The following is a 25081-nucleotide window of genomic DNA, read 5'->3' on the forward strand; positions in this document are numbered from 1 at the left end:
ATCGTTATATTTCATAAGATCCATCGATATCTTCGACACACAGTGACGTGATCTGCCACCGATCGTCGATAATTAGCCACAACTCAAAGAATTCACACTGGCTAACGATCTTTCCATTTCTCTTAAATGAGGCGAAACCTGATACAGTGGTCCAGTTACTTCTTTCGCGTATTTCCATAACTGATTCCTTGAATTCCACTTCGCCATGTTTTTTCCCCGGAAGCTTGGCCTGGTTTCGCTTTATATTTGTTATTTGTTCGGATTTGGAGGTCAAAGAGGCCCCCTTTTTTACGAAGAAAGAAGAAGATTCCAGATATGAAAGCCAGTCTACTTCGCCATTCAAATAGGCATTAGTCCAGACTTCTCTTATCTGCTTGATCGAATACTTTTTATTCATATCTCAAAAGAAAATCAAACTGTTCTGAGATATCGGACAACTTTCGATCCAGCAAGTGCTTGGCATCCAGCACGCCTTCATTGTAAGCCTGGTCGCGTACCAGTTTGTACAGCTTCTCGGAAAACGGGACAACCTCCATGTTGCCCACCGAGATCCCCAACTCACTCTCCAATAAATCGCGAATTTCAGAGGAAAATTTAATAAGATCAAATTTATCGTTATTCATCGTGCCTCTAGAATGCAGGAAAATTGAATCTTGATCCTTTCTCGAGACGCCGCTCACGCAGTCTCGTAAGAAAGATCTCCATGTCCAGTTCCCGTATCGCCTCAACCAATCGCTCTTGCAGTTCACGAGCCTCAACCGAGGCCATAGAAAAGTTGATCTTGTCCCGGAAAAAACGATCCTTGGCGAGTTCTTCCGAAATCAGTTTCAGGGCATCCAGTTTTCTGGTGAAGTCCAGGCCAATCGTCACATGCATCGAAATTTCGGTTACTGTCTCCACATCGTGCCAATAGCCAAACGGCAAATACAGACCGTCCCCGGCGGAAAGCACGTGCTCTCTCATCGGCTTGCCCTTAGGCGATGGCAGGTAGAAGCTTTTATCACCCCGATTTGGCGCATGATACGTAGGAGCATGTATCGACCAGTGTTTGCTGCCATGAATCTGTATTGCGAAGATGTCATGGTCGTCAAAATGGTATCCAAATCCGCTTGGTCCCCGTGGAGAGACGTACAGGTTGGCCCATGCCTGGCAATATAATGTGGACCCTATTTCGCCAATCAGAGCTTTAATTCCAGGAAAAAATGCTTCACAGTGATCGATAATTATCGTGCAACCATCCCGCATTGCCTTATGGATAACTCCGGGGATCAATCGGGGCCGCCTCTCGCCTCTCTCGGTGAGCGAATAACGCAAGAATCCAGTATAATTTCTGCTATATGCGTTGCCCGCACTGGAAACTCTAATTCTCGGGTAATCAACCAATCCGCTGGATAATAGAGAATTGACTTCATCCCAGGTCGCAATCTCTCCGATCGGAATGGAATCAAAAATATAGGGTCGGAAATGCAAGCCGTCGGTCAGGAATTCGGGGGAGTTCAGCATTTTACCTCTGAGTCGCGATGTGGATTATTCCATTTTTTTCTTCCATGATGTGCTGATTGATCGCGGTATCGCGATCGAAGAGTGACTCGGGACGCTGGTGCATTATCACAAAGATGCACATGTCACTCGCCAGACCCGTTATAGTCCCCGCGAGTTCATAAGCCCTCTCCTCATCCAATCCTGAAAACGGTTCGTCAAGAATCAGTATTTCACATTCCTGCAGCAGCCCTCGAGCTATAATCAACCGTTGGCGCTCTCCTCCGGAAAGTCGCCCGCCTTTTTCCCCGACTACGTATTCAAGGTTGTCACTGAATTTTAGCAACCCGGCCTTGGAAAGCGATTCGATGATTTCCTCGCGTGTAGCGTCACGCTTCCCATACCGGAGATTCTGCATTATGGATTCGTTAAAGATGGTGTTATCCTGGGAAACATAGCCAATCTTTTCCAGCAACAGATCCGACTGCATATCGCTCACGTCCATGCCATTGACGAGCAGTTGTCCGGCCGACGTCCGAACTTCCCCACGCATCGCTCGCGCGACGGTACTTTTTCCAATGCCGCTGGGACCCCTTAACGTGTTCACGACTCCAGAATTAATGCAGATCGCCCCATATACTGGAGGGGTGCCATCTACTGCGACGCCAGGAGCCCTGAAGTCCTGGAATGAAAAATCATAGCTCTTGGCTCCAAAAACTGGAGACGCAACACTGGGTCTGATTTTTTTCTTGATCGTCAGGCCTTCGGAGATTCGAAAGATATCGATCTTGGCGCTCAGGATGCTTCGATAGTTGAATCCAAGTGTATTGATCTGAATTATCAATTGAGCCAAGCCGGTTGCCAGCATAATGATCGCGCCCGTCGAGTTTTTCCCTTGCGGGTAATATGCCATGAGAGTCAGGAAGCAAGCTGTCAGGCAGATTACAGAAGAAAGGGAGCTGTCGAGAAATAGCTTTCTCACGTTCTGATTTTTCTTGTTTTCCAGTTTGGAGAGAAGGATTTCGTGCTGATTTACCCTACTATTCCGAACGTCGGGGGAGATTGATCCGGAGTTTATAAAACTATCGTGCATGAATGCGGCACATTCTGCGTCCGATTGGGCAATTTCCCTCATCACGGGTATTCTCTTCTTCGTTGAATAAATGACGAATGCGGAATAGAAGGCAGCGAAGAATAGCAGAACCAATCCAGCCTCCACGCCAACGAAAATAATCGCAAACAGGGCGATTGAGATAGCCTCAAGTGTTATCGAGAGCAATGATCTTAGTGTGTTGTTTAGAAGGGTGCGCACTGAAACAACGGCCTCCTGTATCTTCTTCTGGTACTCTCCGGAATTTTTCAGTCTGGAGCTACCATAATCCAGGCCAACAACATATTCATACCAGCTTTTTCGAATATCGCTCTCGATTCTATTCGCCAATCTGTTTGAAAGCAGCATACCGGTGGCGCCCGCGATCGGAAGTAGAAATCTTTGCAATGCGAACAGCGCGATAAAAGGGAAGAGTACGCCTGGTGTTCCACGTTGTAGCCCGTCTGTAAGCCACTTCAGCATGGCGCCGAACGATGTGTTCAATATTGCACTCAAACATGCCAGCGAAACTACCCCCGCAAAGTAGTATTTATAACGAAGCAGTAACAGCGAAACATAATTCGATGCGTTCGTTCTTTGATTCAATTCCCGACTCCATGGCTGGAATTTACTTCGATTCAAATGCGAATTCTCGTAAACGGGGCGCCACACTTGATGTCCGTGTTTTAGAAGTAAGGATTACCGGAAGAGTTGCAGGTGCAATACATGCCACAACTGCTCCCGCCACAATACATTGACGGCGAGACGTGCTGAATGATGCCTTGGATAAGTTCGGCGCCCGTCATCCTGTCAGCGGCTTTCGGCTCGATTGGCACACCCAGCTTATCCAGTTCCCCATGAAAAGCGGGGCGCTGCAGCATGTTCACCTTTTCGGGCGAGTATTTTCTGCCGTAGTGCACATACCATTTCTTCAGTGTTTCAGCGCCGAACGTCGAGCTGATGACATAGAGCTGTTTCTCCAGTCTTTCACGCTTGTGTTCGTTCAGTGTTATTCCGTTCTGAGACAGTGTCTTGATTTTCTGTGTCAGGTGCGCCGAACAGAAGGGCATGTGATGGAGCATCTTTCCAAAGAAGTGGTTACAGAATTTATCGTAATCGTTGGTGAAGAGGATGAATTGGTGCCACATTTTATCAATCATTAAAATTGGCTCATCGATTTCAAATTCAATACATTGTTTCTGTGCGTACTCGGATACGTAAAGAAATTTCTTCATCTCTGAAAAGATGTCAAGTGCTTGCGTCTCTTCAACATCCCACTCGTCTCTGAATTTTCCAATGACTCCTTCGTGTTGATATCTAGTCAGTTCCTCTGGATACAAGAAATTGTAGACGCTACTTTGGAGATCCAAGGCTGCACTCATATTGCCTCCTGTTCGTTGATTGCTCTGAGAGAATGAGACGGTAGTTACTTAGTAGTCATTGGCCCTCTCCTGTCAGCAGTTGAATTGCATTCGTTGGTTCCCGCCAACCGTATGGCCGGTTGTCATTGCCGCTCGCGGCAGCCACATGTCGATCTCTTCGGAGGTCACCTGGCTGACCGCGGCAATGCGCGCGGCGTTTCGACGGGCTGGGCCGCTTTCTGCCGTACTTCTGCTAGTTCGCTGCCGCAATCTCGAACAGCACGGCCTGATCTTCGCGCATCCGGTAGCGCGCATGGACGGCTAACTGCAGTCGAATCTGGCCGGGATGCCGCACACGCGAGGCGGGGTGGGCGCAGTGGCGTCATGAGGTTTAATGGGCAAGGTGGTCAAGATCCTGGTGGTTTTCTTAAATGCAAGCCAGAAGACCGCGAACACATCGGGAATTAACCTCTTCCCGGTATTCTCGTCGTTGAGACGTCCGTTTATGGATGATCAATTCACAGCGACGATTGGCGCCCGTTTGCCCGAAAATGGGCACTTCCAGGCGACAACGCCGATGTGATAAGGCAGAAGCGGGATAGTGAGATGTGTGCTCATTTTCGCGCGAATGCTTGAAGCTGCTTGTTGTGGCCTTTCGTCTCTATCGACGTTAGCCCATTGGCGCCTTTAGTGACATAGAGACGATTCGAATTCCGCTTCGGTTTAAGTGTCTTTGCTACCAACATTGGCTGATCCTCAGAACCACACCCCAGATATGTCGAGTACGCTTTCTGTGGTGGTCTAATTTCCTCGGACAAGGTCGATAGGAGGACAACGCCGTGATGGAGCGGTTCTTTCTGAACCTGAAGATGGAACGCGTGTTGCAGCGTCAGTACGCCAACCACGATGAGGCCCGCGCGACATCAACCACTGCATCGAGCGCATGGACGACGCGGCGCGTTTGCGCGGCGTGGTGGCGGCCAGTGCCGGCAACCATGCCATGGCGGTGGCCCATGCGGCAAAGCTGGTCGGCGTCGGAGCCAAGCTGGCGATGCCGGCCAGCGCCAGTCCGGCGCGCATAGCCGCCTGCTGGGAGGCCGGGGCCAAGGTGCTGTTGCTGCCGGATGTGCATGCCGCTTTTGACCACGCATTGCAACTGGTCGAGCAGGAGGGGCGCACCATGGTCCAGCCGTACGACGGCTCGCTGGTCGCGCAGGGTACCGGCACGGTGGGGCTGGAACTGATGCGCCAGGTTGGAGGGGCCTCAATGCCGCGGTGGTGCCGGTGGGCGGCGGCGGCCTGTGCGCCGGCATCGCCGCGGCGGTCAAGCAGATCCATCCGGCCTGCCGGGTCTATGGCGCCGAGCCGGAGGGCGCCGATGCCATGAACCGCAGCTTCGAGGCGGGGGTCCGCAAGCCCTCGATCGGGTCAGCACGGTCGCCGACAGCCTGCGCGCGCCGTATGCGCTCGACTGCAGCTAGGGCGTGTGCCGCCAGTTCGTCGACGCCATGGTGTGGGTATCCGACGCGGCGATATGCGACGCCATGCGCATCCTCTATCGCGACATGAAGCTGGCTACGGAGCCCGCCCCACCGCGGTGTCCACCGCGGCGTTGCTGGCGCCCCTGCGTGAGACGCTGGCGGGCAAGAAGGTGGCGCTGACCGTGTGCGGGGTCAACCTCGACGCAGCGCGTTTTGCCGAACTTGCTGGCAGTGGACGCGCCAGGCGGTCAGGTCTGCTGCATGGCCCGGACGGCGATCGTGCGCGCTACCGACGCGATCACGTCCTGCTCGGTGTCGGTCATCAGAGCCATATGGCGCACGGTGACGCGCTGCGCGGGCGTGATATTGAACTCCGCGCACTTCTGCTCCAGCACCAGGGCGCCGCCCTGGCCCTCGCCACCGGTGAAGTTGAGCATTTCGCTGGCACTCACGCCAAGCGTGCCGGCCAGCGCGCAGATATTGATCAGGGAGACATTGCGCACGCCGCGCTCGATACCGCTCAGGTAGGAGCGCGCCATGCCGCTTTCGAGAGCGAGCTTTTCCTGCGACCAGCCACGCTGTTTGCGCAACGCCGAAAGATGCAGCCCGAAGAGCTTCAGAGGATCACCGACCATGGCGCTATGCGTAATGGAAAACGGATCGAGGCTAAGGCTTTGACCTCTTTGTGGCGACGCCTTATAGTATTACGCACTATAGGTTACAATGATGCCGATCGGAGTGCCGGGTGGTCAGCAGGAGGGAGTGCGCGGATTTGAAGCGCGCGTACCCGGGTTTGGCTGTTTTCATTGTTGCCGCTTGCTTGCCGCTTGTTGCTTGCTGTCTTTGATATTGGCGAAGGCGGTGGCAACCACTACAGGCGACGTGATCGACGTGATCCCGGCAAACCTTTGGATGATGCCTGCGAGTGTCGGGTAAAAGCTTTTCCGAATGTGACTGACCAGGCCGGGAGGGGGTTCAGGCACTGGCAGCGCAGGAGAATAAGTCGGCAGGACGGCAGCAGACAAGAAAACCGAGGTACCGAGAAACCAGGAAACCAGGAAACCAGGCAATCAAAGCTTCGGACTCAAGGGCAATTCACCCCCGGGAAGCGCGGCGCTACATTTTTCCACCATGCGGAGAAGGGTGTGTCATGCGTATTTTTTCGTTGTTCGACGCGCAGATGCGCGGCGAAGTACTGATCGGCGGAAGCGATTCGCAGCTGCGCGTCGGCTTGCAGGTGAGGGTGGTGCCGGAGTCCGCCGGGCTGGGCAGCAGCGGCGACTACATCTTCCTGCCGCAGGGCGCGATGCAGTCGGGCGTCGTCGCCGCCCGTGCCGAGTGGTGGGCTTGCCTGTGCGGGACCATCAAGCTGACGCCGGCGGGCGGCGACCCGGTGCTGTTGGCCGCCGGCGGCGTGTACGCGCTGCGCCAGGCCGAGCGGCTGCAGCTTGCGGCGCTGCAGGACACCGTGCTGATCCGCGCCATCCTGGATCCAGGCGCCGTCGGGCTGGTGGGGGCGGGCATCACGAGAAGCTACGACGCCTTTGCCGCGGGCCAGGCGCAGCGCTGGCGGGCTGCATCTGGTGCCGGGAGGAGCGACGCGCTGGCGCCTGGCCTGGCACGCGTCAACGCGGCCTTTGTCGCATTGGCGGAGGGCGAGCGGGAATGGGCGGTGCGCTTGCGCGCGGGCGGGTTGAACTGGGCGGCCTGCCATGAGGGGACGCTGTGCCTGCAATGGCATTCGCCCTGGCCGCAAGTCGAGCGGCAGGTGGTCTACCTGCAGCCCGGCATGGTCTTCGCGCCGGATCCCGACGAAACGTACCGGATCGATGCGCTCCATCGCGTGGCGAGCCTGCTGTGCTGCCTGCAGGCGCCGGCGCAAGTGGCCGGAGAAGTCGGAGGGGTGCAGTCCGTCTCCCTGCATTGACCCTGCCCGGGGAACTCGCCCCGGGGCAATGCCTAGCGGCGCTGGTACTGCCCGGCACCAAATAGGACTTCGCGCGCCTTGTCATCTTGCAGGGGCTTGCGCTCCATGGCCAGCACCTGCACGCCGCGCTTGACCGCCGGGCGTTCGGCGATCTCGGTGAGCCAGCGTTTCAGGTGCGGGTAGTCGTCCAGTACCACACCCTGGTTCTGCCAGTTGCGCAGCCAGGGGAAGGTGGCGATGTCGGCCACGGAGTAGGCGTCGCCCGCAAGCCAGGCATGCTTCGACAATTGCTTGTCGATGACACCATAGAGGCGGCGCGTCTCGTTGCTGTAGCGCTTGATGGCGTATTCGATCTTCTCGGGCGCGTACACGCGGAAATGGGCCGCCTGGCCCAGCATCGGGCCCACGCCGCCCATCTGGAACATCAGCCACTGCAGCGCCTCATACTTGCCGCGCACGTCCTCGGGCAGGAACTTGCCCGTCTTGCCTGCGAGGTACAGCAGGATGGCGCCGGACTCGAACAGCGAGATGGGCTGGCCGTCCGGGCCGTCGGGGTCGGCGATGGCCGGGATCTTGTTGTTCGGGCTGATCTTGAGGAAGTCGGCCTCGAACTGGTCGCCGGCGCCGATGTTGACGGGGTGGACCTTGTACTCGAGGCCGCACTCCTCGAGCATGATGTGAACCTTGTGGCCGTTGGCCGTGGGCCAGCTGTAGACGTCGATCATCGGATGAGGCTCCTGGCTGTGAATGCTGTGGTTGCTGCGAACATTTAAACTGCCACATCAACCACTGACCTGGCGAACCGCGCGATTTAAGCACAGAAGAAAAAAACGCGCAGACAGGCTGCGCGTTTTCCATGTTGCCGGCAGGGCCGGGGGTGATACTGGCTTTGCGACTTAGAAGCCGCGCGCCACCGGCATGTTGATTTCATCCGGGTTCTGGCCCATGTGCTTGGCCAGTTCCAGCTTGGCGATGGCGTTGCGGTGCACCTCGTCCGGGCCGTCGGCCAGGCGCAGGGTACGCTGCTGCGCCCACGACGAGGCCAGCGGGAAGTCGTCGCTGACGCCGGCGGCGCCGTGGACCTGGATGGCCCAGTCGATGACCTTCAGGGCCATGTTCGGCGCCACCACCTTGATCATGGCGATCTCGGCCTTGGCCACCTTGTTGCCCGCGGTGTCCATCATGTAGGCGGCCTTGAGCGTCAGCAGGCGAGCCATCTCGATGTCGCAGCGTGCTTCGGCGATACGCTCGCGCGTCACGCCCTGGGCGGCCACCGGCTTGCCGAAGGCAACACGCGACAGCGCACGCTTGCACAGCAGTTCCAGCGCGCGCTCGGCTGCGCCGATGCTGCGCATGCAGTGGTGGATGCGGCCCGGGCCGAGGCGGCCCTGGGCGATCTCGAAGCCGCGGCCTTCGCCTAGCAGGATGTTGGCGGCCGGCACGCGCACATCCTTCAGTTCGATCTCCATGTGGCCGTGCGGCGCGTCGTCGTAGCCGAACACCGGCAGGAAACGCTTGACGGTGATGCCCGGGGTATCGGCCGGCACCACGATCATCGATTGCTGCTCATGGCGGCCCGCCTCCGGATCGGTCTTGCCCATCACGATATAGACCTGGCAACGGGGGTCGCCCGCGCCCGACGACCACCACTTGGTGCCGTTGATCACGTATTCGTCGCCATCGCGGCGAATGCTGCAGGAGATATTGGTGGCGTCGGACGAGGCCACGGCCGGCTCGGTCATCAGGAAGGCCGAGCGGATCTCGCCGCGCAGCAGCGGCTCCAGCCACTTGTCCTTGAGTTCTTCCGAAGCGTAGCGCTCCAGCGTTTCCATGTTGCCGGTGTCGGGCGCGGCGCAATTGAAGACTTCGGCCGCCCAGTGCACCCGGCCCATGATTTCGCACAGCGGTGCGTACTCGAGGTTGGACAGGCCTTCCGGGGCCCGCTTGGAGTGGGGCAGGAACAGATTCCACAGGCCGGCTTCGCGCGCCAGCGGCTTGAGTTCCTCGATCACCTTGGTCGGCACCCAGGCGTTGCCGGCCTGGCGATTGGCCTGGACCTCCGCGTGGTAGCGCTTCTCGTTCGGATAGATGTGCTTGTCGAAGAAGGCCAGCAGGCGAGCCTGCATTTCCTTGACCTTGGGGGTGTACTCGAATTGCATGTTGTCTCCTCCAACTTTGAATGAGACCGGCCTCCGGCGGGGCCGCAACGGATTGCGGTGGGCCGTCTCCGGCGCCGGCGGTGCGCGGTTTGCGCGGTTTGCGCTGACTGAGGAGGACTGTACCGCAATCCAGGTAATTAGAAAAATGAATTTTCTGGATTTGACAGTATCAATGCGCTGCATTCCGTGCCAGAATGCCTGCCATGCAGCTCTCCCGCATCGACCTCAATCTCTTCGTGGTGTTCGACGCTATCCATAGCGAAGGCAGCATCACGGCCGCCGCCCGCCAGCTCAACCTGACCCAGCCGGCGGTCAGCCATGCGCTGGGGCGCCTGCGTACCTTGTTCGACGACCCGCTGTTCGAGCGGCGGGGGCAGGGCATGGCGCCCACGCCGCTGGCGCGCTCGCTGGCCGCCGAGGTGCGCGCCGCGCTGCAATCCTTCGCGCGCACCCTGCAAGATACGCCGCATTTCGATCCGGCGGCCACCGTGCGCCGTTTCACCATCGGCATGCGCGACGCGCTGGAATCGACCTTGCTGCCGCCGCTGATGGCGCGCGTGACCGCGGCGGCGCCGCAGGTGGAAATTGCCGCGATCCGCTTCGACCGGCGCGAGATGGAGTCCGAGATGCTGGCCGGCACGCTCGACGCCGCGATCGATATCCTGCTGCCGGTGTCGCCCGCGATCCACCATGCCCCATTCATGGCCGACCCGATGGTGGTGCTGGCCCGCCGCGATCATCCGCTGGTGAAGAAGGAGCTGACGCTGGAGCGCTACCTGGCCGCGGAGCACGTGCACGTGTCATCGCGCCGGCGCGGCGCCGGGCTGGAGGATCAGGCGCTGCACCGCATGGGGCTGACGCGCCGGGTGCGGCTGCGCTGCCAGCATTACGCCGCGGCCTGCCGGGTGGTGAGCTGCACCGACCTGCTGGCCACGCTGCCGCTGCGCTATGCGCGCATTGCCAACGAGCCCTATGCCAACCGGCTGCTCTCGCTGCCCTTCAAGGTGCCTGCGCTGGAACTGCACCTTTACTGGCACGCGGGCGGCGAGAACGACGGCGCCAATCGCTGGCTGCGCGAGCAGTTGCTGGCGGTGATCACCTCGCTCGGCGGAGGCCTGAGCGAGGTGGCGCAGGGCTGACCATGCCCTGCGCGTGACGCCGCCGCCCGTTCAGGGCGGGCTGTCGGCCTGGCGCTCGATGCGCACGGTGGCCGGCGGCAGCGTGCTGTCTGCCTGCACGGCATAGGGCAGCGGGGGCCGGTATTCAGCCGGCACCGCCTGCCATAGCCGCTCGACCCAGGCCCTGACTTCCGGGCTTGCCGGTGCCGCCGCCGTGACGCGCAGCGCGAGCAGCGCGCCCGCAGCCGGCGCCGCCCCCGACGGGGCGGAAAGCAGGCGCTCCACGGCCAACTGGGGTTCCTCCCGCAGGTTCATCGTCCAGCTCATCGTCCAGTTTCCCGGCCGTTGCCCCCTGACCGCCGGCGCGCGCGCCGCATCGGCCTGTGGCGACGGGCTGGCGCGCAGCGCCAACCGGGGCGGCTCGATGGCAGGCGCCGGCGCAGCTGGCGCGATTGGTGGGATCGATGCGATCGGGGCGGGTGGAGCGATGGCAGCCATGGGGGCCGGCGCGCGCAGCGCGGGCGCGGGCGGCGCCCCGGCGGGTAGCGAGCCGGTCACGCCGGGGGCGCTTTCCTCTGGCGCAGGTGCGCGCTGCTCCGCGAGCACGTCGGGCTCGCGCGGCGCGGCCTTGGCCTGCGCCTTGGCGGGGGGCGCGCGATGGGGTTGCGCGCCGGCCGCCGCGGACGGGCTGGCTTGCGCGGGCTGTGCCGGGGGCGGTGGCGCCTGCGCATCCGCGCGCGGCGATGCCGGCCGTCCAGCGGTTTCGGCTTGCGGGGCCGGAACTGCAGGCTGGCGCGGCGCCTGCGTGGCTGGCTCGGTCGCATCCGCCTGCTTTGCCGCCTTGGCCATCACAGGGGCGGGCGCATTGGCCGGCAACGTGATTTCGCCGCCGCGCAGGTCAATCTGGCGCAATACGATCTGCAGCGACAGGACGCCCACGCCAAGGGTGCCGGCGAGCACGCCCAGCGCTGGCCACCAGCGCCGCGCGCGGCGGGCCCGGGCCGGTTTCGCCGCCTGTTCGTCCAGGGCCTGCTGCGTAGCCTGTTCGCGCAGCCAGGCCTGCGCCGCCTCGCTGACTGGCGCGCCGAGCACGCTTTGCGGTGGGTCGCCGCGCCGGACTTCCTCCAGCACCGCGTTGCGGCGCGTTGCCTGTGCCGCCTGCAGCCGCGCGGCTTGCGCCATGACCGACGCCTGCAAGCCAGCCGGCGGGGTGAAGTCCTGCCCGTCATCGTCGGCAGGGGCAGCGGCCTGCTCGGCGTAGGCCCGGAGCTTGGGCGGCAGCGCCGTGGGCGGCAACGGCGCGGGTGCGTTCCGGGCAGCTTGCTCCGCGCGCGCTGCGGCCATCACCGCGGCCTCCAGCGAGGCCGGCGGCGCAAAGGCGGGGACCTGCCGCAGCAATGCGGAGAGCCGGTCCTCGCCGGCAATGAACCGTTCGTCCGCGCTCATGGCAGCCGCTCCTGCGACGCCGTGGCCGCCAGGCTATCGCGCAGCCGCGCGAAGGCATAGCGCAGCCGGCTCTTGATGGTCTCGAACTTCTCGCCCAGCGTCAGGGCGATTTCCTCCACGCTCATCTCGCTGAAGAAACGCAGCACGATCACCTCGCGCTGCGCCGCCGGCAGCGCCAGCAGCGCTTGGCGCACGCCTTGCAGGTTCTGCCGCAACTGCGCCTCGGCCTCGGGGCTGAGATCGTCGGCCGGCAGGGCGAGGTGGGTCTCGTCGAGCGTGTCGCGCTGGCGCTCGTAGGCGCCGCGCAATTGGTCCAGCCAGGTATTGCGCGCGATCTGGAACAGGAAGGTGCGCAGGGCCGCGCTGGGCTGGTAGTCGCCGCAACGGGTCATCAGCTTGACCCAGGTTTTCTGGGTCACGTCCTCTGCCTCGCCGGCATTGCCCTGGCACARCCAGGCCACATAGTTGTACAGCGCCGCGTTGTGGCGGCGAAACAGCTCCGCTACCGGCTGCTCGATCAGGCCGTTGGCGACCAGCAGCATCAGGTCGGTGTCCGGCAGCGCGGACAGGCCGGTAGTGCGATTGGAGGGTGGGGCACCCGGTGCGCAGGTATTCATGCGCGGCAGTATATGACAGCCGCTGTCGTGCGGGCCGGGCTGATCGTGCCGGGCGGCCCGCGCGAGCCGCCCGGACGGCGGCGGCTTTAGCGTGGCGGCTCCCCGGCAGGCTCGCCGTCTTGCGCCAGCGCCGGGCGGGTCGACAGGGCCTGGGCCAGGTCGACCAGCTTGATGAATTCGCCGCGATAGCCGAAGCGGTCGGTGCCGCGCGCGCCCAGCGCAAGTGCCCGCGCGTCGGCGCAGGTCCAGCCGCCGACATGGTTGCCGCCGCGCAGCACCTGGCCGAAGCCGGCCACCGCGGTCGCGAAGCGGAAGGCGTCGTCGGTTTGCGCCAATGGCCGCACGGAGGCGGCCTGCACCGGCAGGTCGATCAACTCGCTGGCCTGGGCCTGCGGCAGCTTGTAGCGCAGCCTGATGTGGGCCAGCTCGCCAGCGGTGCCCTTGCCCGGCCGGGCAGCGGGGCTGGCCGGCTGGTAGCGCAGCGGATCGAGCAGGCCGGGCTGGTCCGCCAGCGTCAGCTCATAGAGCGCGGTCACGGTGTGCCCGGCGCCGATGTCGCCGGCATCGACCTTGTCGTTGTTGAAGTCCTCGCGCCTGAGCGCGCGGTTCTCGTAGCCGATCAGGCGATATTCCCTGACCGTGGCGGGGTTGAATTCCACCTGGATCTTGACGTCGCGCGCCACCGTGGCGAGCGTGGAGCTGAACTCCTCCACCAGCACCTTGTGGCCTTCCATCAGGTTGTCGATATAGGAGTAGGCACCGTCGCCCGCATCGGCCAGCTGCTCCATCAACTGGTCGTTGTAGTTGCCGGTGCCGAAGCCAAGCGTGGATAGCGAGACGCCCGACTTGCGCTTCTCGGCAACCAGGGACTTGAGCTGGCGGAAGTCGGTGATGCCGACGTTGAAATCGCCATCGGTGGCAAGCAATACGCGATTGATACCGCCCGCGATAAAGCTCTGCTGCGCGGCCTGGTAAGCCAGCGCGATGCCGCTGGCGCCGGCTGTGGAGCCGCCCGCCACCAGCGCGTCGATGGCTGCCGAGATGACAGCCTTGTCGCTGCCGGGCGTAGGCGGCAGCACCACGCGCGTCCCGCTGGCGTAGGTGACCAGGGTGATGCGGTCCTGCGGGCGCAGCGCGTTGGTCAGCAGCTTGAGCGAGGACTTCAGCAGCGGCAGCTTGTCGGGCGAATACATCGAGCCCGACACGTCGACCAGGAAGACCAGGTTGGCCGCCGGCAGGCTGTCGCGGGCCGCGTCGGCCGCCTTGATGCCGATGCGCAGCAGCACGTTGTGCGCGTGCCATGGCGCGGGCGCGGCGTCGGCGTGCACGGCGAAGGGACGGCCGTCGCGCGGCTGCGCGTAGTCGTAGGGGAAATAGTTGACCATCTCTTCCACCCGCACCGCGTCGGCCGGCGGCAAACGGCCCGCGTTGAGCAGGCGGCGCACATTGCTGTAGCTGCCGGTGTCGACGTCGATGCTGAAGGTGGAGACGGGCGCCTGCGCGACCTGCTGCACGCCGTTCTCGTCGATGGCGCCGTAGCGCTCGCGATCCGGCTCGCCCTGGGCCTGCAGGTAGGGCATGGGGTGGGCCATCAGGGCCATGGGCGCCGCCGGCTGGGCGCGCATGGCGGGCGGGCGCGCCTCGGCAAGGGCGCCGGCGGCCGTGGCAGCGTCGCGGGTCTTGCTTGCGGGCACGGACTGGGCAGGCATGGATGGCGGCGGCGAGACCGGCTGCAGCGCTGACGGCGGCGCGGCCGGTTCGGCGTTGCCGTCTCGCGTCGGCGAGGTCGGGGTGGTCGTCGAGTGGCCGCCGCATGCGGCCAGTGCGAAGGCAATGGCCAGGACTCCCAAGCGCTTGTGCATGTTTTCTTCTCCTGAAAGGCCGCGCCGGCGAAGCCGGCGGCAGGGCGCTGTCAGTGAAACGAAGCAGGCCGGCTGACGGGGTTAAAGCGCAAAGAAAAAGCCACGCACTGGCGGCGAAGGCGGATTGTCTCGCTCGGCACGGGCCGGCCCACGTTTATCCGGCGCGGTCCATCGGTGCTGTCCCGGGGGTGTGCGGCCACGGTGCCGCTGCAGAGCCAGAGCGCCATACAATGGCTATTTTTTTCCCTCCAGGAGGACGATCGCATGGCAACCCAGGCAACTTCATCGGCGCTATGGCGCGGCTCGCTGGCCGCCGCGGCTGCGCTTGCGCTGCTAGGCGCATGTTCGACGCAGACCGCCGCCCCTCCCGCTGCCACGGCCGCCGCGATGCCGCCCGCGCCGGAAGTGTCGTCCGGCTACCGGAAGGGCATGGCCACCACCTATGCCGACAAGCATATGGCCGCGGCCGCCAATCCCCTCGCTACCGAAGCCGGCCGCAAGGTCCTGCGCGCGGGCGGTACGGCCATCGATGCGGCCATCGCCATGCAGGCCGTGCTGACGCTGGTGGAGCCGCAAGCCACCGGCATCGGTGGTGGCGCTTTCATCATGTATTGGGACGGCAAGCGCGTGCAGGCCTATGATGGCCGCGAGACCGCGCCCGCCGGCGCCGATGAGAACCTCTTCATGCGCCCCGATGGCAAGCCCATGAGCTTCAGCGAAGGGCAGATCGGCGGCCGCTCCGTGGGTACCCCCGGCGTCCTGCGCGCGCTGGAAATTGCGCATCGCCAGCATGGCAAGCTGCCCTGGGCCAAACTGTTCGAGCCGGCCATCAAGCTGGCGGAGCAGGGCTTCCCGATCTCGCCGCGGCTCTACACGCAGATCGCGGCCGACAAGTTCCTGCCGAACTCGCCCGAGATGGCGGCCTATTTCCTGACACCTGATGGCAAGCCAAAGCCTGTCGGCACCATGCTGAAGAACCCGGCCCTGGCCAGGACCCTGCGCGAGATCGCGCATCGCGGGCCGAATGTGCTCTATACCGGCCCCATCGCCAGTGAGATCGTCAAGCAGGTCAACGGCAGCGCCAATCCGGGCTCGCTGTCGCTGGTGGACCTGCGGGATTACCGCGCCAAGGAGCGCGCGCCTATCTGCAGCGATTACCAGCGCTGGAGGGTCTGCGGCATGCCGCCGCCATCATCGGGTGGCATTGCGATCGCGCAGATGCTCGGCACCCTGCAGGCGCTGGCGGCGAAAGACCCGAAATACGCGCTCGCCGCGCTGAAACCTGAACAGGTAGCCACGCCTGCCGGTGTCGAGCCAAGGGTCGACGCCGTGCACGCAATTTCCGAAGCCGGGCGCCTGGCCTATGCCGACCGCGGCCTCTATGTGGCGGATTCGGATTTCGTGCCAGTCAATGTCGCGGGGCTGCTGAATCGTGAGTACCTGGCAAGCCGCGCGGGCCTGATCGGCGAGCAGAGCATGGGCAAGGCGGTGGCTGGCGTGCCGCCAGGAACCACGCTCGCACTGGCGCCGGACCGCTCGCCGCCGCGCGTGTCCACCTCGCAGATTGTTGCCGTTGACGATGCTGGCGGCGCGATTTCCATGACCACCACCGTGGAGAGCTATTTCGGCTCGCACCTGATGGTGCGCGGCTTCATCCTCAACAACCAGCTCACCGACTTCTCCTTTGTGCCGAGCGAGAACGGCAAGGCGGTTGCCAACCGGGTGCAGGCTGGCAAGCGCCCGCGCTCGTCGATGGCGCCGACGCTGGTATTCGACCGCGAGACCGGCAAGCTGGTCGCCACGGTGGGTTCGCCGGGAGGCTCGCAGATCATCGAGTATGTGTCCAAGACGCTGGTGGGCCTGCTGGACTGGAATATGGACGTGCAAGCGGCCATCAACATGCCCAACTTCGGCAGCCGCAACGGACCGACCGAACTGGAGGCCGGGCTGGTCAGCCCGGCCCTGGTAAAGGGCCTGACCGAGCGCGGGCACGAAGTGGCGCAGATCGAGATGACCAGCGGCACGCAGGCCATCATGCGCCGCCAGCGCCCCGATGGCACGTGGGCCTGGGCCGGCGGCGCCGACCCGCGCCGCGAGGGGGTGGCACTGGGCGACTAGGCGACTAGGCGTCTCGCTGAATCAGCGTGGAGCGTGCTTTGCCGGCGCTTGCGCAAAAAATGGCCGGCTTTCGAGCCGGCCATTTTTTGTCCGGCGCGCGGCTGGCTCAGTCGAGTCGCACGTCGGCCTGCTTCACCACCGCCGCCCAGCGCGCGCGCTCGCTGACAAAGAACTTGTTGGTTTCCGGCGGCGTCATGGTCACCACTTCGGCGCCCTGGCCGGCCAGTTGCGCGCGAACTTCAGGCAGGCGGATGATGCGGATCAGTTCGCTGCTGATGCGCGCCACCAGGGCATCGGGCATGCCGGCCGGTGCCATCACGCCTTGCCAGGAGCCCGATTCGAAGCCGGGCACGCCTTGCTCGGCGATGGTCGGCACTTGCGCCATCAGCGGCATGCGCGTTTTCTTGGAGATCCCGATCACCTTCAGCTTGCCCGCCTGGACCTGGGGCAGCGTGGCCAGCATGCCGTTCATCAGCACCTGGGCGGTGCCGCCCACGGTGTCGGCCACGGCCTGCGAGCCACCCTTGTAAGGCACGTATTGCCACTTGGCGCCGGTCGCCTGCGCTACCGCCACGCCCGCCAGGTGCGGCGCGCTGCCGATGGCGGTCACGGCGAAGTTGAGCTGGCTGCGCTTTGACAGGTCCACCAGTTCCTTCAGGTTGCTGACTTGTACCGAGGGATGGACTACCAGCAGATGCGGCGAGTAAGCCAGCATGGCAACGCCCTTCAGGTCCTTGCTCGGATCGAAGGTGAGTTTGGTGTAGACGGAGGGGCTGATGGCCAGCGCGCCGAGGTCGCAGAGCAGCAGGGTGTGGTTGTCGGTGCCGGCCTGCGCAACCATCGCGGCGCCGATATTGCCGTTGGCGCCGGGACGATTGTCGACGACGACGGGTTGGCCCAACGCTTCACCGAGTTGGCGGCTGATCAGGCGCGCGATGATGTCGGAGGAGCCGCCGGCGGGGTAGGGGACGACCAGCCTGATCGGGTGGGTGGGCCAGTTGCTGGCGGCTTTTACCGCGGGCGAGATCAGGGTGCCGGCGGCCGCACCCAGGGTACCCAGGGTGGAAGTGGCCCCAAGCGCTGAGAGCTGCGTCAGGAAAGTGCGGCGGGTTGTGGGCACGGCGTTGTCTCCGATGAAGTGTCTTGTTGTATGTCGTCGTATATGTCGGATGATAGCTTGAAGTGTGAGGTGGGTCTAGAGGGCGGGCGTCCGGTCAAATCGAGATGACAGAACACATCATCTGATACGATAAGTCTAGCTGCAAAAAAGACCTCTTCCACCAACGAAGAGGTCTTCCCGTTCAACTCTCGCGCAGCATCCAATCGTTATTGCTTCGCCTTCTTCGCATACTCCCACCCCATCTCCGCCATCTGGCGGGCTCGCTTGCCGGCATCCAGGGCCTGCGCCGACGAGGCCGTCCCGTCCACCACGCGCTTCATGATGCCCTGCAGGATCCCGGCGATCCGGAACATGCTGAACGCCAGGTAGAAATTCCAGTCGCCCGTGATCGGCCGGCCCGTGCGCTGCTCGTAGGTCCGGCGATAGGTCGCCTCGTCGGGAATGCCGAGCGCGGCATGGTCCAGTCCGGCAATGCCGCGGAACTGTCCCGGAGCGATATGCCAGCTCATGCAGTGATAGCCGAAATCGCCCATCGGGTGCCCCAGCGTGGAGAGTTCCCAGTCGAGCACCGCCAGTACGCGCGGTTCGGTGGGATGGAACATGAGATTGTCGAGCCGGTAGTCGCCGTGGACGATGGCGGTGAGATCGGCGTCTTCCTGGGGGATATGTTCGGGCAGCCAGGCCATCAGCGAGTCCATCGCGGGGATGCTCTCGGTCTCGGAGAGCTTGTATTGCCTGGTCCAGCGCTCGATCTGGCGCGAGAAATAGTTGCCCGGCTTGCCGTAGTCGCCCAGGCCGATGGCCCGGTAGTCGACGCTGTGCAGCGCGGAGATGACGCGGTTCATCTCGTCATAGATGGCGCTGCGCTCGGCCGGGGTCATGCCGGGCAGGGACTGGTCCCACAGCACGCGGCCGGCGACGAATTCCATGATGTAGAAGGCGCGGCCGATCACGGTTTCGTCTTCGCACAGCGCGTACATTCTCGCGACCGGCACGTCGGTGCCTGCCAGCGCGGCCATCACGCGGTACTCGCGCTCGATGGCGTGGGCCGAGGGCAGCAGCTTGGACTTGGGGCCGGGCTTGGCGCGCATCACGTAGGTCTGGTTCGGCGTGATCAGCTTGAAGGTCGGGTTGGACTGGCCGCCCTTGAATTGCTCGATGGTGAGCGGGCCGGCAAAACCCGCCACATGCTCGCGCATCCAGGCTTCCAGCGCGGCCATGTCGAAGCGTTGCTGCTCGGCTACCTCGCGGGTGCCTTCGAAGTTCGATACGTTGGTGCTCATGCTGTCTCCGTGTTTTCGGTATGTTCCGGGTTTCCCGAGATTCGAATCCGTTTGTCCGCGGCGCGGCTAGCGGGTCGGTCCGCGCAGGTCGCGAAACTTCAGGTACTGGTGCAGCAGCACTTCCATGGTGGTGTGGCGCGTGCCGCTGTGCACCGGCGTGGGCGGGGAGTAGTTCATCATGCGTACCACCCAGTCCAGCGGATCGTCGCCCACGTCCAGCACATTGATGCAGCCGGCGGTTTGCATCAGGCTGCCGTAGAACACGCGGCGCCCGCAGGTAATGGCGTGGGACAGGATGGCACGGTTGGTGCCGCCATGCAGGACGAGCAGGGCGGTGTCCCAGTTGGGATCGTCGCGCAGGCGGCGCAGCGCGGGCAGCACTCGGTCAAGGAATTCGCCGACGCTTTCGCCGTCCAGGAAGCGCTTGTCTTCCGGCACCTGGCCTTCGAAGGCGCCGATAAAGGCGTCGCGCAGCTTGTCGTCGCTGATGCCCTGCAGCTTGCCGCCGTGGATTTCCTGCAGTTCGGGCCAGGTTTCCAACGCGGCGTCGTCCATGCCGGGCAGCTCTGCCAGCACGCGTTCGGCGGTTTCCACGGTGCGCGGCAGCCCGCTGACGATGATGCGGTCGAAGCGGATATGTTCCGCGGCAAAGGCGCGGCCGGCGGCGCTGGCCTGCGCGCGGYCGGTTTCGTTCAGCGGTACCAGCTCGGGCAGCGCCGGGCGGCCGGTTTCGTCGAAGTAGGTCACGGCGCCATGGCGCATCAGGTAGACGCGGCGGCGGGGCGAGGGCGGCAATTCCATGCAAGTCTCCGGTGCTTGGCCGATATGCCCGTTCGCGCGGGCATGGTCGGCGTGGTATTGCGAGGCCAGGTTCGGTTGGCGAAGCGGCTTGACCAGGCTGAGCCGCCGGTCAGCGATAGTTCGGTTTGCGCTTTTCCAGGAAGGCGCCAATGCCTTCGCCCGCATCCTTGTGATGCAGCGCGGACACGAAGTTGTCGCGCTCTTCCGTCAGGTGTTCCGTCAGGCTCGCGGTGCTGGCGTGGTTGATCAGCGCCTTGATGCGGCCCATGGCATGCGGCGAGCGCGCGGCCAGTGTTTCACCCAGGCGCAGTGCTTCGGTGAGCGCCTGGCCCGCCGGCACCACGCGGTTGACCAGTCCGAAATGGGCCAGGCGCGCGGCATCGATGGGCTTGCCTTCCATCATCAGTTCGGAGGCGAGCTGGCGGGGCAGGGCGCGGGCCAGTTCGTAGGAACCGCCACCATCGGGAGTCAGCCCGACATTGACGTAGGCCATCACGAACTTGGCGTCGCTGGCGGCCACCACGAAATCGCAGGCGAGCACCAGCGAGAAGCCGGCACCCGCGGCAGGACCTTCCACCGCCGCGATAATGGGCTTGGGAAAGGCGTGCAGCGTTTCGATCCAGTGATTGAGGATCTCGATGCTCTCGGCTTGCACCTCGGCCGGCTTGGCGCGGTTGCCGAGCAGGCGGTTGAGGTTGCCGCCGGCGCAGAACACACCGTCGGCACCCGTGATCACCACCGCGCGGATCCCGTTGTCGCGCGAGGCGAGCTCCAGGGCTTGCTGCGAGGCCGCGTAGATGTCCGGATGCAGCGCGTTGCGTGCCTCGGGGTTCGAGATGGTCAGCACCAGGGTGGAGTCGACGCGTTCGGAAAGCAGCTGTGCGGTCATGACGAAGCCAATGCAAGAATGCAGATGCGGGCGGATACGAAACGACCGCAGGCTCTGACAAGCCTGCGGTCGCGGTTTTTACTGCTCTTCGGCCAGCAGCGACAGGCCGAGGCCGGCGCGGCGCCACAGCCACGGGCTGGGGCGGTAGCGCATGTCGCCGGTCAGGCGTTCCAGGTTGCGCAGCACGGTCAGCACCAGGTGCGGCCCGATCACGTCGCCCAGCGCCAGCGGGCCCTTGGGGTAGCCCAGGCCGAGGTTGACGGCGAGGTCGATGTCGACCGGCGTGGCAATGCGCTGCTGCGCGATGTCGCTGGCGATATTGACGATGCAACTGATGATGCGCTGGGCCACGAAACCGGCCGAGTCGCGGATCACGGTGACGGGCACGCCGTCGCTGCCGAACAGGCCGTGCGCGGCTTCGCGCATGGCGGCGGACGTGGCGGGCGTGGTCATCAGCGTGCGGCGCTTGGTGGCTTCGAACGGCAGCAGCGTGTCGATGGCGACCACGCGGGTGGGGTCCAGGCCTTCCTGCAGCGCGCAGGTGGTGGCGTCCAGGCCCAGCGGCGTGACCACGATCAGGGCTTCGGCCGAGGGCTGGTTGCCGGCTTCGGTCGTCATGCCCAGTGCGCTGATCAGCTTGACGGCCATGGCGTGGCCGCGCTCATCGGCGTGGCTCACCCACACGCTGGCGGGACGCGCGGCGGGCACGGACACGGCGGCGGGCACTTGCTTCTGGCCATCCGCATAGCGGTAAAAGCCGGCGCCGGCCTTGCGGCCGATCAGGCCGCCCACCGAGCGGATCGCCGTGATGGGCGACGGGCGGTAGCGGGCTTCCTGGTAGAACTGGTTGTAGATGGATTCCATCACCGGGTGCGAGACGTCCAGCCCGGTCAGGTCCATCAGCTCGAAGGGGCCCATGCGGAAGCCCGCCTGCTCGCGCATGATGGCGTCGATGTCGGCGAAGTCGGCCACGCCTTCCTGCGCCACCTTCAGGCCTTCGATATTCATGCCGCGGCCGGCATGGTTGACGATAAAGCCCGGCATGTCCTTGCAGCGCACCGGGGTGTGGCCCAGGCGGCGCGCCAGCACCATCAGCGCATCGCCCACGGCAGGGTCGCCGGACAGGCCGTCGATCACCTCGACCACCTTCATCAGCGGCACCGGGTTGAAGAAGTGGTAGCCGGCGACGCGGCCCGGGTGCCTGGCGCCGACCGCGATCGCGGTGACCGACAGCGACGAGGTATTGGAGGCGATCACGGCCTCCGGGCGCAGGATGGCTTCCAGCTTTGCCACCAGGTCACGCTTGACCTCCAGCTTCTCGACGATGGCCTCGAGCACCATGTCGCAGCCGGCCAGGTCCTCCAGCGCGGAGCAGGGCAGCACGCGGGCCAGCGCGGCGGCGCTGTCCTCGACACGCATCTTGCCCTTTTCCGTCAGCTTGGCGAAAGTGTCCTGCAGGTATTGCCGGGCCGCCGCCACGGCTTGCGGGTTGGCGTCGTACAGGCAGACGGTCAGGCCGGCCTGCGCGGCGATCTGCGCAATGCCACGGCCCATGGCGCCGGTGCCTACAATGCCGAGGGTGTCGATGGTGAAAGTGCTCATAGTGCTTCCAGTAAAGTGTGGTTAAATTAGCACGATCGTACGTTTTTTGCATCATCCGCGACAGTGGGGCGATGCAAGCGGCGTGCGCTGATCGGCCAGAGCGGACCGCCAGAGTCTGTCATGGCTCACAATACCGGTTCAACGGGCACGAGCAGGACACGGTGCCCCTGATTTCATCGCGATTCCCCCGTGGATCGCAAATATGAGGAGAGAGACGACATGCTGAAACTCTGTGGCTTTGCCGCCAGCAACTACTACAACAAGGTCAAGCTCGCCTTGCTGGAAAAAAACCTGCCGTTCGAGGAAGAGCTGGCCTGGATCGGCAAGACCGATCTCGACGCCTCGCCGCTGGGCAAGGTGCCCTACATGATCACCGATCGCGGCCCGCTATGCGAGTCCGAAGTGCTGGACGCCTATATCGAGTCGACGTTTCCGCAATCGCCGCTGCTGCCCGCCGACCCCTATGCGGCTGCCAAGGTGCGCGAGCTGGTGACTTTCCTGGAGCTGTACCTGGAGCTGACGGCGCGCGAGCTTTACCCCGAAGCATTCTTTGGCGGCAAGGTCAGCGACGGCGTCAAGGAACGCCAGAAGAAGCTGCTGGCGCGCTATATTCCTGCGTTCGGCAAGCTGGCGAAGTTCTCGCCTTACCTGGCTGGCGATACGTTCACGCTGGCGGACTGCGCCGCGGTAGTGCACTTCCCGCTGATCTCGTCGTGTACCAAGATCATCTACGGCACGGACATGCTGGCTGATTTGCCGGTCAAGGACTACCTGAAGCGCATGGCCGAGCGGCCCACCGTGCAAAAAGTGAATGCGGATCGCAAGGCGAATACGGAGCTGATGCTGAGCGGGCGGCAGTAAGGCAGGGTTTGCACAGAAGAGCACAATGGAGAACGCCCGCAACTTGCGGGCGTTTTCCATTGCGCAGCGGCATGATGACGGAGTTACCCCTTGAACCAAGCCCTGGCCCCGGGGGATGAGGGGAGCTTTGCCGGGCGCTTTTTCGTTATTTGCTAAGGAAAACTGTAGTCGAGGGCCACCGGCGGCTCCTGCCGGCGTCAAACCGCTATCACCCCGTACTTTGCACTTGCTGTGCGCGTTTTCGTTCGTCCCGTCATGGTGTCTCCGGCGCCCTCGCTCCTCAGAGCCTGCTATACTAGCTACTCCATGAGCGTAATTTGCAGTAAATTTTACTTTTAATTCAAGTAGTTACTGAAATAAAATATGATATGTGGATGATTGGAGGCTGTGATGATTCTCGCGGAACGAATGAAGCGCGCCATTGCTGGTCGCAAGGATKAGGTCTTCGTGCGGGCGGAATTTGCCAAGATGGGTAGCGAAGCCCAAGTGAGTCGCGCGCTCAGGCAACTAGTCTCTTCGGGGGTCGTCGTAAAACTGGGCGTTGGCGTCTACGCCAAGGCGAAGAAAAGCGTCCTGTCAGGAGCATCTATCCCCGTCAAACCTGTCGATGTTCTGGCCCCTATTGCTCTGCAGAAATTGGGGGTCACTGTGTATCCTAGCCAAAACATCCGACAGTACAATTCGGGGAAAACCACGCAGATACCTGCAGGTAATGTTTTGAATACGGGCAGCCGACGCATTGCGCGAAAGCTTGGCTTTGGAAAGCAAACCATCGTGTATGAGAACAATAACAGGATCACAGGTTGAGCTTATTGATGCTGTTTTGGTCGAGAAAGAGGTTGGCGGCTTAACTTCCGCCATCCTCGAAAAAGATGTCCATGTGACAGAGGCGCTTCATGTGTTGTCTGTGCTCGAACATCCTCATGTTAGCTTCGTGTTTTGTGGCGGGACGAGCTTGTCCAAGGCACACGGGCTTATCGAACGAATGTCGGAAGATGTAGACTTAAAGGTCGTCCTTGCTGATGACCACGGGTTGACGCGTAGCGGCATTCGAGAAAATTTAAGCAAGCTCAAGAATCTCGTCGTAGGAGAAATGGAGAGCCTCGGTTTCGTTGCTGACCCTGATGGATTTGTGGCCAAGAACGAAAAGCGATATGTTGCGACCACCTGGTTCTACAAATCTCGATATGAAACCGACAGTAGTCTCCGCCCCCATCTTAGTCTTGAGTTCACGGTAAGAACACCTCGATTCCCTACCGCGCAGAAACCAATAGGCTATCTGGTTAACAAGCTGGCTGATCTAGAGGGAACCACCGCCTCTTTGGACTGTATCGCCGTCGAAGAAACCTTGGCCGAGAAGGTTTTGTCCTTCCTGCGGAGGCATGCTGAAAATCGCTCAGGGAATATGCTGCAGGCCTGGGATACTGCGCTGGTTCGCCATATTTATGACACCTATTGCATTGTTTGCGCTGACTCAACAACGGTGGACAAGGCAAAGGCGCAATTTCCGGGATTGGTTGAGTACGACACTTACGAGTTTCGTCGGCATGAGGCGTTCGCAAAAGACCCCAAAGCGTGCCTGCTTGACGCACTGGTTGCTGCAGAGTCGGAAGAGCAGACTCTCCACGAGTATCAGTCTCGCCTGATTCCGCTAATTTATGGTGGTGTCAAGCCGGAGTTCAATGAGGCATTCCAGGCGTTCAAAGCATGCTCCCTGACGTTACTCGAGACGCTTTGACCCCTGTAGCCCTGCATCGGTGATGCACTCGACTGCTACTGGTGCGTCGACAGAGGGAGGCAGGAAGCTAGTCTTCCTGGGAGTAGCGAAGGACCTCCACCGCTTGACGCATCAAAGACACGCATCATA

27 protein-coding genes are annotated in these 25081 nt (G+C 62.7%); 10 read left to right on the top strand and 17 right to left on the bottom strand.

Annotation, left to right across the window (positions count from 1 at the left end):
• Positions 1-4: 4 nt before the first annotated feature.
• The 5 genes from AC1DQ3_RS03130 to AC1DQ3_RS03150 form a co-directional block, all read right to left on the bottom strand.
• On the bottom strand, positions 5-397 hold the full coding sequence (locus tag AC1DQ3_RS03130) for a hypothetical protein (protein WP_477118705.1): 393 nt from the start codon (positions 395-397) through the stop codon (positions 5-7).
• The gene (locus AC1DQ3_RS03135; protein WP_477118706.1) at positions 390-623 is read right to left on the bottom strand and encodes a DUF2164 family protein; all 234 of its coding nucleotides are present in this window, start codon (positions 621-623) and stop codon (positions 390-392) included. The genes AC1DQ3_RS03130 and AC1DQ3_RS03135 overlap by 8 nt, the downstream gene beginning before the upstream one ends.
• A gap of 7 nt (positions 624-630) precedes the next feature.
• The gene (locus AC1DQ3_RS03140) at positions 631-1503 is read right to left on the bottom strand and encodes a JmjC domain-containing protein (RefSeq protein WP_477118707.1); all 873 of its coding nucleotides are present in this window, start codon (positions 1501-1503) and stop codon (positions 631-633) included.
• 1 nt (position 1504) lies between these two features.
• The gene (locus tag AC1DQ3_RS03145; protein WP_477118708.1) at positions 1505-3175 is read right to left on the bottom strand and encodes an ATP-binding cassette domain-containing protein; all 1671 of its coding nucleotides are present in this window, start codon (positions 3173-3175) and stop codon (positions 1505-1507) included.
• An 80-nt stretch (positions 3176-3255) separates the two neighbouring features.
• A complete protein-coding gene (locus AC1DQ3_RS03150) occupies positions 3256-3951 on the bottom strand; it encodes a glycine-rich domain-containing protein (RefSeq protein WP_477118709.1) in 696 nt (231 codons plus the stop codon).
• A gap of 145 nt (positions 3952-4096) precedes the next feature.
• Between AC1DQ3_RS03150 and AC1DQ3_RS03155 the strand changes: the two genes are divergently transcribed.
• The 4 genes from AC1DQ3_RS03155 to AC1DQ3_RS03170 all read left to right on the top strand — a co-directional run bounded on the left by AC1DQ3_RS03155 (position 4097) and on the right by AC1DQ3_RS03170 (position 5499).
• Entirely contained in the window at positions 4097-4255 is a 159-nt protein-coding gene (locus AC1DQ3_RS03155; RefSeq protein WP_477118710.1) for a hypothetical protein, read from the top strand.
• A 69-nt stretch (positions 4256-4324) separates the two neighbouring features.
• Positions 4325-4513: a hypothetical protein gene (locus AC1DQ3_RS03160; protein ID WP_477118711.1), complete on the top strand. Its 189-nt coding sequence runs from the start codon at positions 4325-4327 to the stop codon at positions 4511-4513.
• Positions 4514-4873: 360 nt separating this feature from the next.
• Positions 4874-5317 carry a pyridoxal-phosphate dependent enzyme gene (locus AC1DQ3_RS03165; RefSeq protein WP_477118712.1) on the top strand — a complete coding sequence of 148 codons (444 nt, stop codon included), beginning with the start codon at positions 4874-4876 and terminating at the stop codon, positions 5315-5317.
• The gene (locus AC1DQ3_RS03170; protein WP_477118713.1) at positions 5215-5499 is read left to right on the top strand and encodes a pyridoxal-phosphate dependent enzyme; all 285 of its coding nucleotides are present in this window, start codon (positions 5215-5217) and stop codon (positions 5497-5499) included. Before AC1DQ3_RS03165 ends, AC1DQ3_RS03170 begins: the two co-directional genes overlap by 103 nt.
• A 160-nt stretch (positions 5500-5659) precedes the next feature.
• On the opposite strand, the gene AC1DQ3_RS03175 is transcribed toward AC1DQ3_RS03170, so the two are convergent.
• Positions 5660-6046 carry a helix-turn-helix domain-containing protein gene (locus tag AC1DQ3_RS03175; RefSeq protein WP_477118714.1) on the bottom strand — a complete coding sequence of 129 codons (387 nt, stop codon included), beginning with the start codon at positions 6044-6046 and terminating at the stop codon, positions 5660-5662.
• 168 nt (positions 6047-6214) lie between these two features.
• The gene (locus AC1DQ3_RS03180; protein WP_477118715.1) at positions 6215-6481 is read right to left on the bottom strand and encodes a hypothetical protein; all 267 of its coding nucleotides are present in this window, start codon (positions 6479-6481) and stop codon (positions 6215-6217) included.
• An 80-nt stretch (positions 6482-6561) separates the two neighbouring features.
• Here AC1DQ3_RS03180 and AC1DQ3_RS03185 point away from each other — a divergent pair, with 80 nt between their 5' ends.
• Entirely contained in the window at positions 6562-7338 is a 777-nt protein-coding gene (locus AC1DQ3_RS03185) for a hypothetical protein (RefSeq protein ID WP_477118716.1), read from the top strand.
• A gap of 32 nt (positions 7339-7370) precedes the next feature.
• On the opposite strand, the gene AC1DQ3_RS03190 is transcribed toward AC1DQ3_RS03185, so the two are convergent.
• Both AC1DQ3_RS03190 and AC1DQ3_RS03195 read right to left on the bottom strand, forming a co-directional pair.
• Entirely contained in the window at positions 7371-8063 is a 693-nt protein-coding gene (locus AC1DQ3_RS03190) for a glutathione binding-like protein (RefSeq protein WP_477118717.1), read from the bottom strand.
• A gap of 171 nt (positions 8064-8234) precedes the next feature.
• Positions 8235-9497: an acyl-CoA dehydrogenase family protein gene (locus tag AC1DQ3_RS03195; protein ID WP_477118718.1), complete on the bottom strand. Its 1263-nt coding sequence runs from the start codon at positions 9495-9497 to the stop codon at positions 8235-8237.
• A gap of 203 nt (positions 9498-9700) precedes the next feature.
• On the opposite strand from AC1DQ3_RS03195, the gene AC1DQ3_RS03200 reads away from it, so the two are divergent.
• Positions 9701-10636, top strand: coding sequence for a LysR family transcriptional regulator (locus AC1DQ3_RS03200; RefSeq protein WP_477118719.1), 936 nt, complete (start codon positions 9701-9703; stop codon positions 10634-10636).
• A gap of 30 nt (positions 10637-10666) precedes the next feature.
• On the opposite strand, the gene AC1DQ3_RS03205 is transcribed toward AC1DQ3_RS03200, so the two are convergent.
• The 3 genes from AC1DQ3_RS03205 to AC1DQ3_RS03215 all read right to left on the bottom strand — a co-directional run bounded on the left by AC1DQ3_RS03205 (position 10667) and on the right by AC1DQ3_RS03215 (position 14540).
• Entirely contained in the window at positions 10667-12061 is a 1395-nt protein-coding gene (locus AC1DQ3_RS03205; protein ID WP_477118720.1) for a hypothetical protein, read from the bottom strand.
• Positions 12058-12678: an RNA polymerase sigma factor gene (locus tag AC1DQ3_RS03210; RefSeq protein ID WP_477118721.1), complete on the bottom strand. Its 621-nt coding sequence runs from the start codon at positions 12676-12678 to the stop codon at positions 12058-12060. Before AC1DQ3_RS03210 ends, AC1DQ3_RS03205 begins: the two co-directional genes overlap by 4 nt.
• Before the next feature lie 86 nt (positions 12679-12764).
• The gene (locus AC1DQ3_RS03215) at positions 12765-14540 is read right to left on the bottom strand and encodes a vWA domain-containing protein (RefSeq protein ID WP_477118722.1); all 1776 of its coding nucleotides are present in this window, start codon (positions 14538-14540) and stop codon (positions 12765-12767) included.
• Between the two features lie 264 nt (positions 14541-14804).
• Here AC1DQ3_RS03215 and ggt point away from each other — a divergent pair, with 264 nt between their 5' ends.
• Positions 14805-16658 (top strand): gamma-glutamyltransferase, encoded by a 1854-nt coding sequence (ggt, locus tag AC1DQ3_RS03220; protein ID WP_477118723.1) that lies wholly within the window; start codon positions 14805-14807, stop codon positions 16656-16658.
• 106 nt (positions 16659-16764) lie between these two features.
• Here the strand turns inward: ggt and AC1DQ3_RS03225 are convergent, their stop codons facing one another.
• From AC1DQ3_RS03225 to AC1DQ3_RS03245, 5 genes are all read right to left on the bottom strand, one after another.
• On the bottom strand, positions 16765-17778 hold the full coding sequence (locus AC1DQ3_RS03225) for a Bug family tripartite tricarboxylate transporter substrate binding protein (protein ID WP_477118724.1): 1014 nt from the start codon (positions 17776-17778) through the stop codon (positions 16765-16767).
• 206 nt (positions 17779-17984) lie between these two features.
• Positions 17985-19061 (bottom strand): phosphotransferase, encoded by a 1077-nt coding sequence (locus AC1DQ3_RS03230; RefSeq protein WP_477118725.1) that lies wholly within the window; start codon positions 19059-19061, stop codon positions 17985-17987.
• A 66-nt stretch (positions 19062-19127) separates the two neighbouring features.
• Positions 19128-19862 carry a histidine phosphatase family protein gene (locus tag AC1DQ3_RS03235; RefSeq protein WP_477118726.1) on the bottom strand — a complete coding sequence of 245 codons (735 nt, stop codon included), beginning with the start codon at positions 19860-19862 and terminating at the stop codon, positions 19128-19130.
• A gap of 109 nt (positions 19863-19971) precedes the next feature.
• Positions 19972-20751, bottom strand: coding sequence for an oxepin-CoA hydrolase, alternative type (locus AC1DQ3_RS03240; protein ID WP_477118727.1), 780 nt, complete (start codon positions 20749-20751; stop codon positions 19972-19974).
• A 78-nt stretch (positions 20752-20829) separates the two neighbouring features.
• The gene (locus tag AC1DQ3_RS03245; protein ID WP_477118728.1) at positions 20830-22353 is read right to left on the bottom strand and encodes a 3-hydroxyacyl-CoA dehydrogenase; all 1524 of its coding nucleotides are present in this window, start codon (positions 22351-22353) and stop codon (positions 20830-20832) included.
• A 219-nt stretch (positions 22354-22572) separates the two neighbouring features.
• Here AC1DQ3_RS03245 and AC1DQ3_RS03250 point away from each other — a divergent pair, with 219 nt between their 5' ends.
• From AC1DQ3_RS03250 to AC1DQ3_RS03260, 3 genes are all read left to right on the top strand, one after another.
• A complete protein-coding gene (locus tag AC1DQ3_RS03250) occupies positions 22573-23214 on the top strand; it encodes a glutathione S-transferase (RefSeq protein ID WP_477118729.1) in 642 nt (213 codons plus the stop codon).
• Between the two features lie 390 nt (positions 23215-23604).
• Positions 23605-24021: a DUF6088 family protein gene (locus AC1DQ3_RS03255; RefSeq protein WP_477118730.1), complete on the top strand. Its 417-nt coding sequence runs from the start codon at positions 23605-23607 to the stop codon at positions 24019-24021.
• Positions 23993-24952, top strand: coding sequence for a nucleotidyl transferase AbiEii/AbiGii toxin family protein (locus AC1DQ3_RS03260; protein WP_477118731.1), 960 nt, complete (start codon positions 23993-23995; stop codon positions 24950-24952). Before AC1DQ3_RS03255 ends, AC1DQ3_RS03260 begins: the two co-directional genes overlap by 29 nt.
• The last annotated feature ends 129 nt before the right edge of the window (positions 24953-25081 follow it).

It is taken from the genome of Cupriavidus sp. 01T418, assembly GCF_056398885.1.

What these genes read in the sequence shown, in the direction of transcription:
- AC1DQ3_RS03130 (WP_477118705.1), bottom strand. Translation starts at nt 397, where the DNA reads ATGAATAAAAAGTATTCGATCAAGCAGATAAGAGAAGTCTGGACTAAT.
- AC1DQ3_RS03135 (WP_477118706.1), bottom strand. Translation starts at nt 623, where the DNA reads ATGAATAACGATAAATTTGATCTTATTAAATTTTCCTCTGAAATTCGC.
- AC1DQ3_RS03140 (WP_477118707.1), bottom strand. Translation starts at nt 1,503, where the DNA reads ATGCTGAACTCCCCCGAATTCCTGACCGACGGCTTGCATTTCCGACCC.
- AC1DQ3_RS03150 (WP_477118709.1), bottom strand. Translation starts at nt 3,951, where the DNA reads ATGAGTGCAGCCTTGGATCTCCAAAGTAGCGTCTACAATTTCTTGTAT.
- AC1DQ3_RS03155 (WP_477118710.1), top strand. Translation starts at nt 4,097, where the DNA reads ATGTCGATCTCTTCGGAGGTCACCTGGCTGACCGCGGCAATGCGCGCG.
- AC1DQ3_RS03160 (WP_477118711.1), top strand. Translation starts at nt 4,325, where the DNA reads ATGGGCAAGGTGGTCAAGATCCTGGTGGTTTTCTTAAATGCAAGCCAG.
- AC1DQ3_RS03165 (WP_477118712.1), top strand. Translation starts at nt 4,874, where the DNA reads ATGGACGACGCGGCGCGTTTGCGCGGCGTGGTGGCGGCCAGTGCCGGC.
- AC1DQ3_RS03175 (WP_477118714.1), bottom strand. Translation starts at nt 6,046, where the DNA reads ATGGTCGGTGATCCTCTGAAGCTCTTCGGGCTGCATCTTTCGGCGTTG.
- AC1DQ3_RS03185 (WP_477118716.1), top strand. Translation starts at nt 6,562, where the DNA reads ATGCGTATTTTTTCGTTGTTCGACGCGCAGATGCGCGGCGAAGTACTG.
- AC1DQ3_RS03190 (WP_477118717.1), bottom strand. Translation starts at nt 8,063, where the DNA reads ATGATCGACGTCTACAGCTGGCCCACGGCCAACGGCCACAAGGTTCAC.
- AC1DQ3_RS03195 (WP_477118718.1), bottom strand. Translation starts at nt 9,497, where the DNA reads ATGCAATTCGAGTACACCCCCAAGGTCAAGGAAATGCAGGCTCGCCTG.
- AC1DQ3_RS03200 (WP_477118719.1), top strand. Translation starts at nt 9,701, where the DNA reads ATGCAGCTCTCCCGCATCGACCTCAATCTCTTCGTGGTGTTCGACGCT.
- AC1DQ3_RS03205 (WP_477118720.1), bottom strand. Translation starts at nt 12,061, where the DNA reads ATGAGCGCGGACGAACGGTTCATTGCCGGCGAGGACCGGCTCTCCGCA.
- AC1DQ3_RS03215 (WP_477118722.1), bottom strand. Translation starts at nt 14,540, where the DNA reads ATGCACAAGCGCTTGGGAGTCCTGGCCATTGCCTTCGCACTGGCCGCA.
- ggt (WP_477118723.1), top strand. Translation starts at nt 14,805, where the DNA reads ATGGCAACCCAGGCAACTTCATCGGCGCTATGGCGCGGCTCGCTGGCC.
- AC1DQ3_RS03230 (WP_477118725.1), bottom strand. Translation starts at nt 19,061, where the DNA reads ATGAGCACCAACGTATCGAACTTCGAAGGCACCCGCGAGGTAGCCGAG.
- AC1DQ3_RS03240 (WP_477118727.1), bottom strand. Translation starts at nt 20,751, where the DNA reads ATGACCGCACAGCTGCTTTCCGAACGCGTCGACTCCACCCTGGTGCTG.
- AC1DQ3_RS03245 (WP_477118728.1), bottom strand. Translation starts at nt 22,353, where the DNA reads ATGAGCACTTTCACCATCGACACCCTCGGCATTGTAGGCACCGGCGCC.
- AC1DQ3_RS03250 (WP_477118729.1), top strand. Translation starts at nt 22,573, where the DNA reads ATGCTGAAACTCTGTGGCTTTGCCGCCAGCAACTACTACAACAAGGTC.
- AC1DQ3_RS03260 (WP_477118731.1), top strand. Translation starts at nt 23,993, where the DNA reads ATGAGAACAATAACAGGATCACAGGTTGAGCTTATTGATGCTGTTTTG.